Below are 16,323 nucleotides of genomic sequence, written 5' to 3'. Positions count from 1 at the left end.
GGCCATGACTTCATCAACCGCGGGGAACCCGCTGACCACCATGGACCATGACGGCACCATCGACGCCGAGGCCATCCGCCAGGCCGTGGCCGAATCGTTCGACGAAACGATCGGCCAGCTGACGGACCTCGTTGCCATCCCGGGCATCGCCTGGCCAAGCTTTGATCCTGCCCCGCTGAACCGCAGCGCCGACGCCGTGGCCGCCCTCGTGCGGGCCAGCGGTTTCGACGACGTCCGGATCCTCCGCTGCGACAAGGAGGACGGGACGCCCGGCGGGCCTGCCGTCGTCGCGCGCCGCCCGGCCGCGGAGGGCAAGCCGACAGTCCTGCTGTACGCCCACCACGACGTCCAGCCCACCGGCGACCTGGCGCTGTGGGAAACCGAGCCCTTCACCGCCGTCGAACGCGACGGGCGGCTCTTCGGCCGCGGTGCCGCTGATGACAAGGCCGGCATCCTTGCCCACATCGCCGCCTACTCGGCCGTGACGCGGGTGCTCGGGGACGAGCTGGGCCTGGGCGTGACGTTCTTCTTCGAGGGCGAAGAGGAGGCCGGCTCGCCAACGTTCCGGTCGTTCCTCGAGACCCACCGCGAGCTTCTCCGCTCCGACGTGATCGTCGTGGCCGACTCCAGCAACTGGAAGGTGGGCATTCCGGCCCTGACCACCAGCCTGCGCGGCCTGGTGGACGGCACCATCGAAGTCAAGGTCCTGGACCACGCGGTGCATTCGGGCATGTTCGGCGGCCCGGTGCTCGACGCGCCGACCCTGCTTGCCCGCCTGATCGCGACCCTCCACGATGACGAGGGCAGCGTCGCGATCAAGGGCCTGGTGAGCCGGGACGACGTGGTGGTCGACCTCACCGAGGAGGAGTACCGCGCCGACGCCTCCGTGCTCGAGGGTGTGAAGCTCGCCGGGACCGGGAGCATTGCCTCGCGCATGTGGACCAAGCCGGCCCTGTCCATCATCGGTTTTGACGCCCCGGCCGTGGACGTAGCCTCCAACACGCTGCTGCCGCGGGCACGGGCCAAGTTCAGCCTGCGCCTGGCCCCCGGGCAGGACCCCGCAGCCGCCATGGATGCTGTCCGTAGGCACGTCGAGGACAACGCGCCGTTCGGCGCGCAGGTGGTGTTCACGCCGGGGGAGAGCGGCAACTCTTTCCTGACGGACACCAGCTCGAAGGCCGCGTCGGTGGCCATGTGGGCCCTGGGCGAGGCGTGGGGGGTGCCCGCCGTTGAAATGGGGATCGGCGGGTCCATTCCGTTCATCGCGGACCTGACCGAGCTCTACCCGGACGTGCAGATCCTGGTCACCGGCGTTGAGGATCCCGATTCCCGCGCCCACAGCGCCAACGAATCGCTGCACCTGGGCGACTTCCGGAACGCGATCGTCGCCGAGGCCCTGCTGCTCGCGCGCCTTAACAGCGAAGGTGCGCTCTAGCCGCCCGCCCCTCGGGACCCGGGGAACATCCAGCCGTCACACACGGTTACGTCAGAAGTTAGAGCTAGAAGGCTGCGCGAAGTAGCATGTAGCTATAGCCCATACCGTTTAAGTAGGGGCGGGCACCGTGCTAGCGGAGCCGCCACCACCGTTGCAAGAAGGTAGGCCATGAGCACTACAACCAATGAAAACAGCGCCGACGCCACTGCCGCCCAGGCCGGCGAGCTGGCCACGCACGAGGTCAAGCTGACCGACGTCGCGGCCGGCAAGGTCCGCAGCCTCCTGGAGCAGGAAGGCCGCACCGATCTGCGCCTCCGCGTTGCCGTGCAGCCCGGCGGTTGCTCCGGCCTGATCTACCAGCTCTACTTCGACGAGCGGCTGCTCGACGGGGACGCGGTGCGCGACTACGACGGCGTGGAAGTCGTCGTCGACAAGATGAGTGTTCCTTACCTCAGCGGTGCCAGCATCGATTTCGAGGACACCATCGCCAAGCAGGGCTTCACGATCGACAATCCGAACGCCGGCGGGTCCTGCGCCTGCGGAGATTCATTCCACTAATTCCTTCCACTGAGGCCGGGCATTTTGCCCGGCCTCAGTGCCGCAGGATCCTCAACGAGCGGCACCGGCAAAAAGGTCCCGACGCACGGTGCGGACATGTGGGCGAAAACTCCCGGGGAGCGGTAAGCTCTACACCGAGTAGTAAAACTTTTCGTTTGCCCTGCCCGTAATTCGCGGGGCAACAGCAACAAGTAGGAAGGGCCGTCTGTGAGTTCGCAGAACCGAACCGGCAGCCGACGCAAACAGATCACTACGATCACTGGCTTGGCACTCGCCGGCGCGTTGGCTTTGACTGGATGTTCACCAGAGGTAGAGAAGGGCTGGTTGCCCACTGATCGTGGCACCACCAATCACACTGGCCTCATCATGGACCTCTGGGTCAACTCATGGATTGCCGCGCTCGTCGTCGGCATCATCACCTGGGGCCTGATGATCTGGTGCATCGTCGCCTACCGCCGCCGCAAGGGCACCGTGGGCTTCCCCCGCCAGAGCAGCTTCAACCTTCCGCTTGAAGTGTTCTACCTGACGATCCCGCTGTTCATGGTCCTGGTGTTCTTCTACTTCACCGACCGCGACACGGCGCAGATCGATGACCGCTCCAAGCCGGCCGACGTCGTCGTCGACGTCCGCGGCAAGCAGTGGGCATGGGACTTCAACTACAAGAAGGGCGACGTCGTCACCGAGGACGTCCACGAAGCAGGCGTCCAGGCGCACCTGACCGGTAACGATGTGGACAAGGACAAGCTGCCCACCCTGTACCTGCCGGTCAACAAGTCGGTCGACCTTGAGCTCAACGCACGCGACGTCATCCACTCCTTCTGGGTGCCTGCCTTCCTGCAGAAACGGGACATGATTCCCGGCAAGACCAACTACATCCGGTTGACCCCCACCAGGGAGGGCACCTACGACGGCAAGTGCGCCGAACTTTGTGGCGAGTACCACTCCGAAATGCTGTTCCGCGTGAAGGTTGTCTCCGAGTCGGAGTTCCAGGCGCACATGAACAAGCTGCGCCAGGACGGGAACACCGGCCTGCTCGGTGAAGAGTACGACCGCAACCCGGCCCCGGCCGAAACCAAGTAAGGGGAGCGACGTGGCAACTTACACTCAATCCGCCGGGACCCTCGAGGCTCCCGTTGTACCGAGGTCCAAGGGACGCATCGTCGTCAACTGGATCACTTCGACCGACCACAAAACGATCGGGTACATGTACCTGATCGCGTCGTTCATCTTCTTCTGCTTTGGCGGCATCATGGCGCTGCTGATCCGTGCCGAGCTCTTCGAGCCCGGCATGCAGATCCTGCAGACCAAGGAGCAGTACAACCAGCTGTTCACCATGCACGGCACCGTGATGCTCCTGATGTTCGCGACGCCGCTGTTCGCCGGCTTCACCAACGTCATCATGCCGCTGCAGATCGGTGCTCCCGACGTCGCGTTCCCGCGACTGAACGCACTGGCCTTCTGGTTCTTCCTCTTCGGCTCCACCATTGCCGTGTCCGGCTTCATCACCCCGCAGGGTGCCGCGTCGTTCGGCTGGTTTGCCTACGCGCCGCTGTCCAACACGACGTTCAGCCCCGGCGTGGGCGGTGACCTCTGGGTCTTCGGCCTGGCGCTCTCCGGTTTCGGCACCATCCTTGGCGCGGTCAACTTCATCACCACCATCATCTGCATGCGCGCCCCGGGCATGACCATGTGGCGGATGCCGATCTTCACCTGGAACGCCCTCGTGACGTCCATCCTGGTCCTGATGGCCTTCCCGCCGCTGGCCGCCGCGCTGTTTGCCCTTGGTGCCGACCGCCGCTTTGGTGCGCACATTTTCGATCCCGAGAACGGCGGTGCCGTCCTCTGGCAGCACCTCTTCTGGTTCTTCGGCCACCCTGAGGTCTACATCATCGCGCTGCCGTTCTTCGGCATCGTCTCCGAGATTTTCCCGGTCTTCAGCCGCAAGCCGATCTTCGGCTACAAGGGCCTGGTCTACGCGACAATCTCCATCGCCGCGCTGTCTGTGACCGTGTGGGCACACCACATGTACGTCACCGGCTCTGTGCTGCTGCCGTTCTTCTCCTTCATGACGATGCTCATCGCGGTTCCGACCGGTGTGAAGTTCTTCAACTGGATCGGCACCATGTGGCGCGGTTCCATCACCTTTGAGACCCCCATGCTGTGGAGCATCGGCTTCCTGGCGACGTTCCTCTTCGGTGGCCTCACCGGCATCATCCTGGCCTCGCCGCCGCTGGACTTCCACGTCTCGGACTCCTACTTCGTGGTGGCGCACTTCCACTACGTGGTGTTCGGTACTGTCGTGTTCGCCATGTTCGCCGGCTTCTACTTCTGGTGGCCCAAGTGGACCGGCAAGATGCTCAACGAGCGCCTCGGCAAGATCCACTTCTGGATGCTGTTCCTCGGCTTCCACGGCACTTTCCTGATCCAGCACTGGCTGGGTGTCGAGGGTATGCCGCGCCGTTACGCCGACTACATGCCGCAGGATAACTTCACGTGGATGAACCAGTTCTCCACCATCTCCTCATACCTCCTCGGCGCCTCGCTGATTCCGTTCTTCTGGAACGTCTACATCACCTGGCGCAGCAACGAGCGTGTGGAAGTTGATGACCCGTGGGGCTTCGGTGCATCGCTCGAGTGGGCCACGTCCTGCCCGCCGCCGCGTCACAACTTCACGTCCCTGCCCCGCATCCGCTCCGAGCGTCCCGCCCTGGACCTGCACCACCCGGAGCTCTCCCAGTCCTACACCGCGGATTCGCCTGCTCCGGCAGCAGCGGCTCTCGGTAACGCCGACCAGAAGGACACCGCCAAGTGAAAATCGAATCAAGGATCTTTGGCCTCGGCGTCTTCTTCTTCGTGCCGGTGGCATTCATCTACGGCTACCTGACTCACTGGAGTGAATGGGTGGGCACGCTCGCCGTCCTGCTGGTCGGCGGCCTGGCCGGGATGATCGGCGCTTACCTCGGCTTCACCGGCCGGCGCGTGGGCATGCGTCCCGAGGACCGCAACGACGCTGAAATTCACGAAGGCGCCGGCGAACAGGGACACTTCAGCCCCTGGAGCTGGTGGCCGCTGATGCTGGGCATGTCCTGCGCTACCGGGTTCCTCGGCCTGGCCGTGGGCTGGTGGATCGTCTTCATCGCCGGCGGAATGGCAATGGTCGCCCTGGTCGGCTGGGTTTACGAATACAGCCGCGGTGACCACGCGCACTAGCGTCCACCCGGACTAAAAATTCAAATTGCACGACGGCGGGCCCCACCAACGGTGGGGCCCGGCTTCGTTTGTGCCTTCGGACCTGGTGCGGCGCGCCTTCGCACGTCTGGAATGATTGCGACGCGGGCCTGCAGGCCGGCCCTGAGGGCCTCAGGCAGCGGCTGCCGACTCCAGGAGGACCCGGAGTTCCTCGAGCGCACTCTCGGCCTCAACGAGGCTGCAGAAGGCCGGGAGGTCCTCCGCCGCGACGGCCAACTCTACCTCGCAGCCACACTCGAAGTCCTCGGTCATGACCTCCAGCAGCGAGCGGGCGTCGACGCCGGGCCTGCCGTCCTTGCTGATGGTCACCGCGAGGCCGGTGGCCGTGACGGCCCGGACAAAAACTGCCGCCGGACGGGCGTGGAGGCCGGTGGCGGCCGTGACGATTGCCTTGCGAACTGGCAACGGGACTCCCTCATGCTGGTGTTGGTTCTCTTAGTGGTGCCAGTGGACGGGCTGTCCCACACGACAGGCGTTCCGTACGGACTGGCGCTGCATCAGACTGGCGTTCCATCAGACTGGGCGGGCTCCATTGCTCCGCTCCGGTCTGTAACTTCAAGGGTAGCCGCGGGGGAGGGGCCCGCACGACTTGAGTCGGCCCCGTGGTCTAGACCTGCCGGGTTACTGGCTTACCCTTGAGCTATGAGTGTATTTCCCGCGCCGGCCCCAAATGGAGGCTGACCCATGGCGTCCTCTAATGCGTCCAAGATGATCGGCGAGATTGACCGCCAGAGCGGGGTGCCGATCTACGTGCAGCTGCGGGAAATCCTGCGGGCGCACATCGGTGCCGCCTGCCCGCCGGGATCCGCGTTGCCGTCTGAGCGCGACCTCGCCCAGCGCTTCGGCCTGGCCCGGATGACCGTCCGCCAGGCCATCGATGCCCTCGTGGGCGAGGAAGTCATTGAGCGCGTCGTGGGGCTGGGCACGTTTGTGCGCAAACCCAAACTGGATCTCCAAGTAAAACTCACCTCCTACAGCGAAGAGATGCAGCGCCGCGGCATGGTCCCGGCCGCCAAGGTCCTGAGCTTTGAGCAAATTAGCGCCAGCGCCTTCCTGGCCCGTGAGCTGCAGCTGGAGGAGGGGACGCCCCTGGTCCGGTTCCGGCGCCTCCTGCTGGCCGACAGCGAGCCCATGAGCGTGGACGAGAACTTCATTCCGGCCCACCGGGTCCCCGGCTTGCTGGACGGCGAGCCGCCCACATCCCTCTACAACGTGCTGAGCGAACGCTACGGGCTGGTGATGGAATGGGGCGAGGACATGATCGAGGCGACGGCCGCATCGCCGTCCACGGCCCGGCTCCTGAATGTCGAGGTCGGAACTCCGCTGCTGAAGATCCAGCGCCACGCATTTGTGGCCCGCGCCATGGTGGACTACTCGGTGTCCTACTACCGGGCTGACCGCTACAAGCTCTGGGTGCCCCTGCAGCGCCCCGGCGTCCGGCCCACCCGCAACTACGCCTCGGGGTACCGCCCGTAGCCACCACACAACGCTGTTGTTCGCGTGACAGCAGAAACAGAGGAAGGCCCGGTCCCCAAGGTGAACCGCTCCCCGAAAGTTGGACTGAGAAATCAGTTCTGACTTTCGGGGAGCAGTTTTATGCATGGAAGAAGTTCGTTGTCCGAGGAGCAGCGCGAGGCCGCGGTAGCGTTGTTTGAAACGGGTTGGGGTGCTTGGGCGGTCGCGACCCGACTCGGAGTAGGTAGAGGTGCCATCAAGCGTTTGTATGGTCGATGGCGGATACGCGGAGGTACGACGCTGGTGGCGAAGCCAACACGACCGGTCTTCTCGTTTGAGTTCAAACTTGATGCTGTGCAGCGATACCGCGCGGGTGAGCCCAAAGTCGCCTTGGCGAAAGAACTTGGGCTGTCTTCTCCACTGTTGCTCGAGAAGTAGGCGCGACAGTACCGGACCGAAGGCGAGGACGGGCTGCGCCCCAAGCCGAAAGGCCGTCCGAAGACGAATCCCGGGACAGCAAGGAACCCTGAGCCTGAGGTAGAGCGACTGCGCCGAGAGAACGAACGCCTTCGCGCAGAGGTGGCCTTCCTGGGAAAAGTAAACGCCTTGAGGGACGAGGAACAGCGCTAAAGGTCCGCGCTGTCATCGCTCTCAAGGCTGAACACCGGTTGGAAGTTCTTCTGGACGTAGCGGGGTTACCCCGGTCCACGTTCTTCTACCACCAGTCCCGCCTCCAAGGCCCCGATCCGAGGGCCTCCCTGAAGGCCGCTATTACAGAGATTTTCACCAAGAACCACGGCCGGTACGGGCACCGCAGGATCCACATCCAACTCCTCAAACAAGGATGGACAGTCGCCAAAAAGACCGTGCTGAAGCTGATGCGTTCCTTGCGGCTGGTCTGCAAGATCCGAAGCAGGAAGCGGTACAACTCCTACCAAGGCGAACAAGGCATCGTGGCCCCGAACCTGCTGAAACGCCAGTTCCAAGCGGACGCCCCAAGTCAGAAGTGGGTGACCGATGTTACCGAATTCAGCGTCGGTGACCGGAAGCTCTACCTCTCACCGATCATGGACCTTTTTGACCGGCAGATCATCTCCTACACGATTGGGACGTCACCCAATCTGGAACTGGCCAATGCCTCCCTGCGCGGAGCCTTGGGCACGCTGAAAAAGGGGCAGAAACCCCTCGTGCACTCCGACCAGGGATTCCAATATCAGCACAACTCCTGGCGCACACTCTTGGCGGACGCCGGCGCGGTCCAATCGATGTCCCGCAAAGCCAACTGCTACGACAACGCCGTCATGGAGAACTTCTTTGGACACCTCAAGGAAGAGCTCTTCCACCGTGTCCAATTCCTCAGCACGGAGGCACTTGCAGCAGCGCTGCACGAATACATCCACTGGTATAACGCCGAGAGAATCTCCACAAAGCTAAATGGCCTGTGCCCGATCCAGTACCGTGCTCAGATGCTCGCGGCTTAGGCGTCTAGTTAGCCGCAGAGCTTCTCGAGGGCTGTTTCGAAGCTAGATAGCCACCTGGCTCTTGTCTTCCGGGGGCAGGCACCATTGACCCGGCCAGGGGATCATCTGCGCCAACGGGCCGCTGTCCTCGTCCTCGTCCCAGATCGGCGGGGATTGTGGCTGCTGCCGCGCCGCCGCTGGCCGCTACTAGCGCGCTTGGTCGGCACTGTCGCCCGGGGCGGGGCGTCGAAGGGCTTCCCAAGCGGCGTCGGCGAGGACTCGTTCGGCGTGGGCGAGGTGTGCGGCCAGAGCGTCTGGCTCCAGTTCGGTGGAATGCCCGGAGGGTTCGATGGCGGCCCGAACGAGCTGTTCGGCGGGCCCGAGCCATAGCGCAAGGCTGTGCTCGTGCGGCAGCGCTCGTAGCTCCCCGGTCGCGGCGCGTTCGCCGAGCCAGCCGGCGAGCCGATCGTAAAAGCCTTGCTTGAGCCGGGCTTCTTCGCCTTCGGAGATCTCGACGACGTTGGGCTCGCGGCACTGATGCAGGTAGCCCATAGCCCGCGGATCAGCCCCGGCCCACCGTAGGTAGGCCACCACCACCCCGCGGACGGCGTCCTCGGTGCGAGCGTGGCGGTCAAGCTCGACGAGCAGGTCGCGCTGGAAGCGCTGCAGGTGTTCCAGATAGACCGTGGCGGCCAGGCTGAGCTTGTCGCGGAAGTGGTGGTAGAAGCTGCCCACGCTCACGCCGCCGGCCGCGGCCAGGATGTCGTCCACCCGGGTCGCCGCGACACCCCGTTCGAGGAACAGCTCGATCGCGGCGGCCGCGATGTCCTCGCGGCGCGAGCCGGGCCTGGCCCGGTGGCCCGTGCTGGGAGTGGGGGTCCTGGTCATTGGTCCATCCTACCCCGGGGTAGAACAATCCTCGGGATCTGTGCTAGAACTTTCCTCTAGAGGTTTTATCTGATGGTCCGGAAGGGTGAGTGTTATGGCGGAGTACGACGTGGTTGTGGTCGGTGGCGGGGTGGCTGGGTTGTCCGCGGCGATGATGTTGGGGCGGTCCCGACGGCGGGTGGTGCTCGTCGATGCCGGCGAACCGCGCAACGCCCCGGCTACCCACCTGCACGGCTTCTTGTCCCGCGACGGTATGGACCCGGCCGAGCTGCTGTCCACGGCCCGGCGAGAGGTCGCCAGCTACGGCGGAGAGCTACTGGCGGGCCGAGCGGTCGGCATCGACCGCCTCGACGGGGCGCGGTTCGCCGTGCGCCTGGCCGGGGGCGGGCGGCTGGGCGCACGCGCGGTGGTGGTAGCCACGGGGCTTCGCGATGAGCTCCCCGAGATCCCGGGCCTGCGCCAGCGGTGGGGCCAGGATGTGCAATTTTGCCCGTACTGCCACGGCTACGAGGTACGGGACAGCGCGCTCGGAGTGATCGGTGGAGAGGACCGTTCGTTCAGCCTGCGCCAGGCGCAGCTGATCCGGCAGTGGTCCGACGATGTGGTGTTCTTTCCCCACCGGATCGATCTGGAGGCCCACGAGCGGGAGCGGTTGGTCGCTCGCGGCGTGCGGATCGTCGATGGCGAAGTGACGCGGATCGTGTCCGACGAGACCGGCGTCCGCGGTGTCGAGCTCGCCGAGGGTCCGATGGTCGGACGCACGGCGCTGTTCGTCGGCCCACGCTTCGTACCGTCCGACGAGCTGCTGACCGCCCTGGGCTGCGAAGTAAATGATGAGGGCTGGGTCGCCACCGATCGCACCGGTCGTACCAGCATCGACGGCGTGTGGGCGCCCGGCAACGTCGTGGACCACACCGCCCAGCTGATCAACGCCGCGGCCGCCGGGTCCGCCGCCGCCATCGCGCTCAACAACTATCTGGTCGCCGCCGACGTCGAGAAGGCTCTCAACGGCCACACAGAGCCAGTACCAGCCAACTGAACGTCGGATGGCCTTCGTCCTTCCGGACGCGGAGCAACCCGGTGCGGACGGTGTCGACCTGAGCACAGGCGACCCCGCACAGCGCACGACAACGCTGCTCGTCGATGAAGGCGACGATCAGCCGTTGCGGGGGTCGAGCTCCCCGACGAAGAAAGTTGTGGCCGCCTTCAGGATCGCCACGTCCTCACGCAGCCGACGGTTCTCCGCCCGCAGCCGGCGGATCTCCTCGTTCTCCTCGATCGTGACCCCGGGCGTCTCGCCGCCGTCAATCTCGGCCTGGGCGACTGCTCGGACACCGCCAGTAACGCCGCGGTATTTGGTCGGGACCTGGTCGCCGCTTCGGCAATCCCGTGTGGTTGTACCGTCGAGCCGTCAAGCGCACCACCTAGAGAGACATATGCCAGCCAACATGCCCGCCGACAGCACCTGTTGATCACGGGCATACTGCCACGCGAAGAAGGCCCCGTCCCAAGTGGGGACGGAGCCTTCTCAGAAGAGCCGGTCGCTGGCCGCTAAAGTGGAGACCTCACAAATTTGAGAGTCCAACTTTCGGGGACCAGTTCAAGGGGACCGGGCCTTCCTGTGCATTGCTTGGTGCTGCCTAGTGGCTCAGCGTCTTCTCAGACGCTGCCGCTTCGACGGCCTCGTGGGCGCCGTGGTGGCCGTGAGCGGCCTCCAGTTCTGCCGGAGTGGCCGGGGCAACCCGGTCCTCGAAGAACCAGCGGGACAGCTTGGCGCGGCGCTTTTCCTTACGGTCAACGACGCCGTGCTCGTTCGGCACCGCGGGCAGCGGGACCGGTGACTCGAAGCCGACCAGCTTGTAGCGCTTGTATTCGTCCAGCGGGGCGTGGACCTCGATGAACTCGCCGTGCGGCAGGCGCACGATGCGGCCGGTTTCACGGCCGTGCAGGGCAATCTCGCGGTCCTTGCGCTGAAGTGCCAGGGCGACGCGCTTCGTGACGAAGAACGCGATGATCGGGCCAATGAAGAACAAAGCGCGCAGCCAGTAGGTCACATCGTTCAGCGCCACGTGGAAGTGGGTGGCGATGAGGTCCGAGCCGGCGGCTGCCCACATCACGCTGTACCAAACGAAGCCGGCCATGCCGATTGCCGTACGGGTCGGCGCATTGCGGGGACGATCCAGGACGTGGTGCTCGCGGTTGTCCTTGGTGATCCAGCGTTCGATCCACGGGTAGGTGAACATGACCGTGAAGAGGATTCCCGCCGGGACAAGTGCCGGAAGCAGGACGTTGAATGTGAACATGTGGCCGAACCAGATCTGTTCGACTTTCCAGTCCCCGATCGTGCCCGGCATCAGGCGCAGGGCGCCGTCAACAAAGCCGATGTACCAGTCAGGCTGCGTGCCTGCCGAAACCGGAGAGGGGTCGTACGGGCCGTAGTTCCAGATCGGGTTGATGGTGAAGAATGCCGCCATGAGGGCAACGACGCCGAACACGATGAAGAAGAAGCCGCCGGCCTTGGCCGCGTAAACCGGACCCAAGGGGTAGCCGACGACGTTGCCGTCGTTGCGGCCGGGGCCGGGGTACTGCGTGTGCTTGTGCACGACCACCATGAAGAGGTGCATCACGATCATCAGCAGGATGAGCGCGGGAACCAGGAGGATGTGCAGCATGTACAGGCGGCTGATGATCATGGTGCCCGGGAACTCGCCGCCGAACAGGAAGAACGAGGTGTACGTGCCGATGACCGGGATGGACTTGATGACGCCGTCGATGATGCGCAGGCCGTTGCCGGAGAGCAGGTCATCGGGGAGCGAGTAGCCGGTGAAGCCTGCAGCCATGGACAGGATGAGCAGGACGCTGCCCACCACCCAGTTCAGCTCGCGGGGCTTGCGGAACGCGCCGGTGAAGAACACGCGGAGCATGTGCACGGACACGGAGGCGACGAAAAGGAGCGCTGACCAGTGGTGCACCTGGCGCATGAACATCCCGCCGCGGACATCGAAGGAGATGTCCAGGGACGAGCTGTACGCCACGGACATTTCAACATTCTTCAGCGGCGTGTAAGAGCCCGAGTAGTGCGTTTCCGCCATGGACGGATCGAAGAAGAAGGTCAGAAACGTGCCCGAGAGCAGCAGGATGACGAAGGAGTAGAGCGCCACTTCGCCGAACATGAACGACCAGTGGTCCGGGAAGACCTTCCGGCCGAATTCACGGAGGATTCCGGAGCCGCCGACACGCTGGTCGACGAAGTCCGTGATGCGGCCGCCCGAAGTCTTGGCGACGAAGGCGGGGGCATCAGGCGTTGTTGTTGAGGACATGCTGCTCACGCTCCCAGTAAGTCGGTCCAACAGGTTCATGGAAGTCGCTCGTGGCGACCAGGTAGCCCTCGGAGTCAACTGCGATAGGCAGCTGGGGGAGGGGGCGGCTGGCCGGGCCGAAGATAACCTTGCATTGCTGCGTCAGGTCGAAGGTTGACTGGTGGCAGGGGCACAGCAGGTGGTGGGTCTGCTGCTCGTACAGGGCAACAGGGCAGCCAACGTGGGTGCAGATCTTGGAGTACGCGACGATGCCGTTGTACGCCCAATCGGCGCGTTCCGGGGAAGGGTGGAGCTCGTCCGGGTCCAGGCGCATGAGCAGGACAACAGACTTGGCCTTCTCGTTGAGCTTGCCTTCACTCAGCTCGTTCAGCCCTTCCGGGATGACGTGGAAAGCGGAGCCGATGGTGACGTCCGCGGCCTTGATGGGGGTGCCATCGGGGTCGCGGGCAAGGCGCTTCAGTTTGCCGTCCGGGGCCGGCGCCCACAGCGTGTGGGACAGCGTGAAGTCCGGCCGGGGGCCAAGGTCACCGAAGATGGCCAATGCCGGCAGGGGTGCGAGTGCGACAGCGCCGAGCAGGGTGTTGCGGATCAGCGGCCGGCGCTTGATGCCGGTTTCTTCCACGATGTCATCAACGATCCGGACGGCAGCCTGGCGGTCTTCCTCGGTGCGGATCGCGTGGCGCTCTTCCGAGACCTCGTGGTCCGGCATGAGGGCCTTGGCCCAGTGGACGATGCCGGTGCCGATTCCCAGCATCGCGAACGCGGTGCCGATGCCCAGCAGGGCATTCTGGAGACGGATCGTGGCGACCGAGGAATCATTCCCCAGATCGATCGCGAAGTACGACACCAGGAATATCAGGGTGCCAACGACCGAGGTGCCAAACAGAAGGGCTACCTGCCGTTCTGCTTTCTTTGCGGCCCTCGGGTCCGTGTCAGCCAGGCGCAAACGGTGCGGGGGAATTCCAGGATCCTGGAACTTCTCCACCTCATTCTGACCAGCCGTAGCTACGGTGCCCGAGTTGTTCGGACTGCCGTCACTATGGTTGCCCATAATTCGCCTCATCCTTCTCTCGTCTCGGCATCTGCCGAGTTAGGTTTCAATTCAAATGCTGACGGGTCAGCAGAAAATTCTTACAGGTGCAAGGTCCGCTTAGGAAGTGCGGGATGTGAGCCAGATGGTGAACGCGATGATGACGCCCAAGCCCGCAATCCAGACAAAGAGACCTTCGGAAACCGGTCCCAAAGCTCCAAGATCGGCGCCGCCGGGTGAACCGTTGGACTCGATCTGCTTGAGGAAGGTGATGATGTCGCGTTTTCCCTCGGGGGAGATGTTCGCGTCATTGAAGACCGGCATGTTCTGGGGGCCGGTGACCATAGCTTCGTAGATGTGCTGGCCGGAGACGCCCGCGAGAGCCGGAGCGAACTTGCCCCGGGTGAGGGCACCGCCGGCAGCGGCAGCGTTGTGGCACATGGCGCAGTTGGTGCGGAAGAGCTCTCCACCCTTGGCTGCGTCGCCCTTCTCATCGAGGACACCAGCTTCGGGGATGGCCGGGCCAGGACCGAGCGAGGCAACGTAAGCAGCCAGCTTCTTGGTCTGTTCCTCGTTGAACTGGGCGGGCTTCTGTTGGGCCTGCGGGCCGTTCATCTGCATGGGCATGCGGCCGGTGCCGACCTGGAAGTCAACCGCGGCGGCGCCGACACCCACGAGCGAGGGCCCGGACTGGGAGCCGCTGGCACCCATGCCGTGGCAGGTGGCGCAGTTGGCGGCGAACAGCTTGCCGCCTTCCTCTACGTCGCTCGCGCTGTAGGTGGTGGTGTCGGCCTTGGCCTGGTTGACGGTGGTGGCAACGGCGTACAGCCCACCCGTGACTAAGAGGCCCATCAGCAGCAGTGCAATTGCTGCCAGTGGGTGACGTCGCTTCTGCGAGAGTGCCTTCACGTGGTGGTTCCTTTATTCGATCCTGCGGTGGCTCCGGGAGCCGCTTCTTGAAATTCTGCCTCTTGTAGAAAAAGAGTCAAGGCTGGCTACTGGAGGACGTAGATGACCAGGAAGAGGCCAATCCAGACGACATCCACGAAGTGCCAGTAGTACGAGGTGACAATCGCCGAGGTTGCTTCAAAATGGCCGAACTTCTTCGCGGCGAAGGAGCGGCCCAGGATGAGCAGGAAGGCAATCAGGCCGCCGATGACGTGCAGGCCGTGGAAGCCCGTCGTTATGTAGAAGGCCGAGCCGTAGGCGTTGGAGGACAGCGTCACATGCTCGGAAACGAGCATGGAGTATTCGGTCGTCTGACCGGCCACGAAGAAGGCACCCATGAGGAACGTCAGGATGAACCATCCGTTCATCCCCCAGCGGGTGAAGCTGAAAACTCCGCCGGTCCGGCGCGGCTGAAGCCGTTCGGCAGCGAAGACGCCCATCTGGCAAGTAAAGGAACTTGCCACGAGGACAATCGTATTAACGAGCGCAAAGGGGAAGTTGAGCTTGGCTGTCTCATCGGCCCACATCAGTCCGGAAGTCGAACGGAGTGTGAAGTACATGGCGAAGAGACCGGCGAAGAACATCAACTCACTGGACAGCCACACAACGGTTCCAACAGAAACCATGTTCGGGCGGTTCAGCGTCGGGTGCGCCGGGGTACTGGGGGCATGGGTCGCAGATGTCACATAGACATTATGTCTATAAAAGTCCGTCCTGCCCAACGCAAACCGCGTTTTCGGAGGACTTTTTCTACAAAGACGCGAATTCGCGCGGAAAAGTTCCCGGAGGGGTTCACATTGGTCTTTGCGGGGCCGACCTCGATAGCATCGGGAGGTGACTTCACAGGCATCTGCACAGGCGGCAGGCAACACATGGCCGAGGCTCATCAACGCACTCATCAGCGGCGCCGATCTCACCGCCGGGAGCACCGAGTGGGCCATGAACTCCATCATGTCCGGCGAGGCGACGCCGGCGCAGGTGGCGGGATTCCTGGTGGCGCTGCGCTCCAAGGGCGAGACCGTGGATGAGCTGGCTGGCCTGGTGGAGGCAATGATCTCCAACGCCAACCCCATAGACATTGCCGGTGAGAAGCTGGACATCGTCGGCACAGGCGGCGATCAGCAGAACACGGTCAACATCTCCACCATGGCCGCCCTCATCGCCGCCGGCGCGGGTGCCAAGGTAGTCAAACACGGCAACCGCGCGGCGTCGTCCTCGTCCGGATCCGCCGATGTCCTGGAGGCCCTCGGCGTCAGGCTGGATCTTCCCATTCCCCGCGTGGCGCTCAATGCCGAAGAGGCGGGAATCACGTTTTGCTTCGCCCAGGTGTTCCACCCCTCGATGCGGTATGCCGCCGTCGCCCGCCGCGAACTCGGCGTTCCGACGGCGTTCAACTTCCTTGGCCCCATGATTAACCCGGCCCATGTCCAGGCCTCGGCCGTGGGCGTCGCCAATGAGCAGATGGCCCCACTGGTGGCCGGAGTGCTGGCCAAGCGCGGCAGCCGCGGCCTGGTTTTTCGCGGGAATGACGGCTTGGATGAGCTCACCACCACCGGCCCGTCGCGGGTGTGGGAGATCCGCAATGGTGAGGTCGCGGAAGAGATGTTTGATCCGCGCGACCTCGGCATCCGGACGACCACGCTGGAGGAACTGCGCGGCGGTGACGCCGTGGCAAATGCCGCCGTCGTCCGGGCTGTCCTGGGCGGTGCACCCGGGCCGGCCCGTGATGCGGCGCTACTCAATGCCGCGGCCGGGCTGGTGGCGTTCGACCTCGACGCCGTGGGTCCGCTGGCGGAGCGCATGGCCGCGGCGTTCAAGCGCGCCGAGCAGTCCATTGAATCCGGTGCTGCGGCCGCGGTGCTGGATCGGTGGGTCGCTTTGTCGCAGACCGCCTAGCGCGCACCAGGCTAGCGCGCCCCAGGCAGGCACGGAAGGCGCAGAGCAAAATGGACGGGCCCGGCAGATTCTGCCGGGCCCGTC

Annotated in this window: 14 protein-coding genes and 2 pseudogenes; 9 read left to right on the top strand and 7 right to left on the bottom strand. The window is 64.3% G+C overall.

Features of this window, described 5'->3' with window-relative positions; all coding sequences use genetic code 11:
- Nucleotides 1–40 precede the first annotated feature (40 nt).
- From BLQ10_RS07525 to BLQ10_RS07505, 5 genes are all read left to right on the top strand, one after another.
- A complete protein-coding gene (locus BLQ10_RS07525; RefSeq protein ID WP_091560236.1) occupies nucleotides 41–1,435 on the top strand; it encodes a dipeptidase in 1,395 nt (464 codons plus the stop codon).
- A gap of 168 nt (nucleotides 1,436–1,603) precedes the next feature.
- A complete protein-coding gene (locus BLQ10_RS07520; protein ID WP_091560234.1) occupies nucleotides 1,604–1,993 on the top strand; it encodes a HesB/IscA family protein in 390 nt (129 codons plus the stop codon).
- A 207-nt stretch (nucleotides 1,994–2,200) separates the two neighbouring features.
- Nucleotides 2,201–3,073, top strand: coding sequence for an aa3-type cytochrome oxidase subunit II (gene coxB / locus BLQ10_RS07515; protein WP_091560232.1), 873 nt, complete (start codon nucleotides 2,201–2,203; stop codon nucleotides 3,071–3,073).
- Between the two features lie 10 nt (nucleotides 3,074–3,083).
- A complete protein-coding gene (gene ctaD / locus BLQ10_RS07510) occupies nucleotides 3,084–4,805 on the top strand; it encodes an aa3-type cytochrome oxidase subunit I (protein WP_091560230.1) in 1,722 nt (573 codons plus the stop codon).
- Complete coding sequence (locus BLQ10_RS07505; RefSeq protein ID WP_091560227.1) at nucleotides 4,802–5,203, top strand: cytochrome c oxidase subunit 4; 402 nt, start codon at nucleotides 4,802–4,804, stop codon at nucleotides 5,201–5,203. The genes ctaD and BLQ10_RS07505 overlap by 4 nt, the downstream gene beginning before the upstream one ends.
- 150 nt (nucleotides 5,204–5,353) lie before the next feature.
- Here the strand turns inward: BLQ10_RS07505 and BLQ10_RS07500 are convergent, their stop codons facing one another.
- Nucleotides 5,354–5,647: an HPr family phosphocarrier protein gene (locus BLQ10_RS07500; protein ID WP_091560225.1), complete on the bottom strand. Its 294-nt coding sequence runs from the start codon at nucleotides 5,645–5,647 to the stop codon at nucleotides 5,354–5,356.
- Between the two features lie 279 nt (nucleotides 5,648–5,926).
- Here BLQ10_RS07500 and BLQ10_RS07495 point away from each other — a divergent pair, with 279 nt between their 5' ends.
- Together BLQ10_RS07495 and BLQ10_RS22530 are read left to right on the top strand one after the other, a co-directional pair.
- A complete protein-coding gene (locus tag BLQ10_RS07495; protein WP_091560223.1) occupies nucleotides 5,927–6,718 on the top strand; it encodes a GntR family transcriptional regulator in 792 nt (263 codons plus the stop codon).
- Between the two features lie 602 nt (nucleotides 6,719–7,320).
- A pseudogene (locus BLQ10_RS22530) lies at nucleotides 7,321–8,178 on the top strand (IS3 family transposase); the annotation flags it as partial.
- A gap of 186 nt (nucleotides 8,179–8,364) precedes the next feature.
- On the opposite strand, the gene BLQ10_RS07485 reads toward BLQ10_RS22530, so the two are convergent.
- Nucleotides 8,365–9,045, bottom strand: coding sequence for a TetR/AcrR family transcriptional regulator (locus BLQ10_RS07485; protein WP_091560220.1), 681 nt, complete (start codon nucleotides 9,043–9,045; stop codon nucleotides 8,365–8,367).
- Nucleotides 9,046–9,139: 94 nt separating this feature from the next.
- On the opposite strand from BLQ10_RS07485, the gene BLQ10_RS07480 reads away from it, so the two are divergent.
- Nucleotides 9,140–10,084 (top strand): NAD(P)/FAD-dependent oxidoreductase, encoded by a 945-nt coding sequence (locus BLQ10_RS07480; protein ID WP_091560217.1) that lies wholly within the window; start codon nucleotides 9,140–9,142, stop codon nucleotides 10,082–10,084.
- A gap of 91 nt (nucleotides 10,085–10,175) precedes the next feature.
- Here the strand turns inward: BLQ10_RS07480 and BLQ10_RS22695 are convergent.
- From BLQ10_RS22695 to BLQ10_RS07460, 5 genes and pseudogenes are all read right to left on the bottom strand, one after another.
- Nucleotides 10,176–10,375, bottom strand: a pseudogene (locus tag BLQ10_RS22695) (IS3 family transposase); the annotation flags it as partial.
- 310 nt (nucleotides 10,376–10,685) lie between these two features.
- Entirely contained in the window at nucleotides 10,686–12,365 is a 1,680-nt protein-coding gene (locus BLQ10_RS07475; RefSeq protein ID WP_091560214.1) for a cytochrome bc1 complex cytochrome b subunit, read from the bottom strand.
- A complete protein-coding gene (locus BLQ10_RS07470; protein ID WP_091560213.1) occupies nucleotides 12,343–13,416 on the bottom strand; it encodes a cytochrome bc1 complex Rieske iron-sulfur subunit in 1,074 nt (357 codons plus the stop codon). The genes BLQ10_RS07475 and BLQ10_RS07470 overlap by 23 nt, the downstream gene beginning before the upstream one ends.
- Before the next feature lie 99 nt (nucleotides 13,417–13,515).
- Nucleotides 13,516–14,304 (bottom strand): cytochrome bc1 complex diheme cytochrome c subunit, encoded by a 789-nt coding sequence (locus BLQ10_RS07465; RefSeq protein WP_091560210.1) that lies wholly within the window; start codon nucleotides 14,302–14,304, stop codon nucleotides 13,516–13,518.
- A gap of 86 nt (nucleotides 14,305–14,390) precedes the next feature.
- The gene (locus BLQ10_RS07460) at nucleotides 14,391–15,029 is read right to left on the bottom strand and encodes an aa3-type cytochrome oxidase subunit III (RefSeq protein WP_175558517.1); all 639 of its coding nucleotides are present in this window, start codon (nucleotides 15,027–15,029) and stop codon (nucleotides 14,391–14,393) included.
- A 148-nt stretch (nucleotides 15,030–15,177) separates the two neighbouring features.
- Between BLQ10_RS07460 and trpD the strand changes: the two genes are divergently transcribed.
- Nucleotides 15,178–16,239 (top strand): anthranilate phosphoribosyltransferase, encoded by a 1,062-nt coding sequence (trpD, locus tag BLQ10_RS07455; RefSeq protein WP_091560207.1) that lies wholly within the window; start codon nucleotides 15,178–15,180, stop codon nucleotides 16,237–16,239.
- Nucleotides 16,240–16,323 lie beyond the last annotated feature (84 nt).

The sequence above is a fragment of the Arthrobacter sp. ok362 genome (assembly GCF_900102785.1).
GTDB lineage: Bacteria > Actinomycetota > Actinomycetes > Actinomycetales > Micrococcaceae > Arthrobacter.
This window is presented reverse-complemented; position numbering and strand designations above follow the sequence as displayed.

Coding starts and splice junctions, on each gene's coding strand:
- BLQ10_RS07525 (WP_091560236.1), top strand. CDS start 41: ATGGACCATGACGGCACCATCGACGCCGAGGCCATCCGCCAGGCCGTG.
- BLQ10_RS07520 (WP_091560234.1), top strand. CDS start 1,604: ATGAGCACTACAACCAATGAAAACAGCGCCGACGCCACTGCCGCCCAG.
- BLQ10_RS07495 (WP_091560223.1), top strand. CDS start 5,927: ATGGCGTCCTCTAATGCGTCCAAGATGATCGGCGAGATTGACCGCCAG.
- BLQ10_RS07485 (WP_091560220.1), bottom strand. CDS start 9,045: ATGACCAGGACCCCCACTCCCAGCACGGGCCACCGGGCCAGGCCCGGC.
- BLQ10_RS07480 (WP_091560217.1), top strand. CDS start 9,140: ATGGCGGAGTACGACGTGGTTGTGGTCGGTGGCGGGGTGGCTGGGTTG.
- BLQ10_RS07475 (WP_091560214.1), bottom strand. CDS start 12,365: ATGTCCTCAACAACAACGCCTGATGCCCCCGCCTTCGTCGCCAAGACT.
- BLQ10_RS07470 (WP_091560213.1), bottom strand. CDS start 13,416: ATGGGCAACCATAGTGACGGCAGTCCGAACAACTCGGGCACCGTAGCT.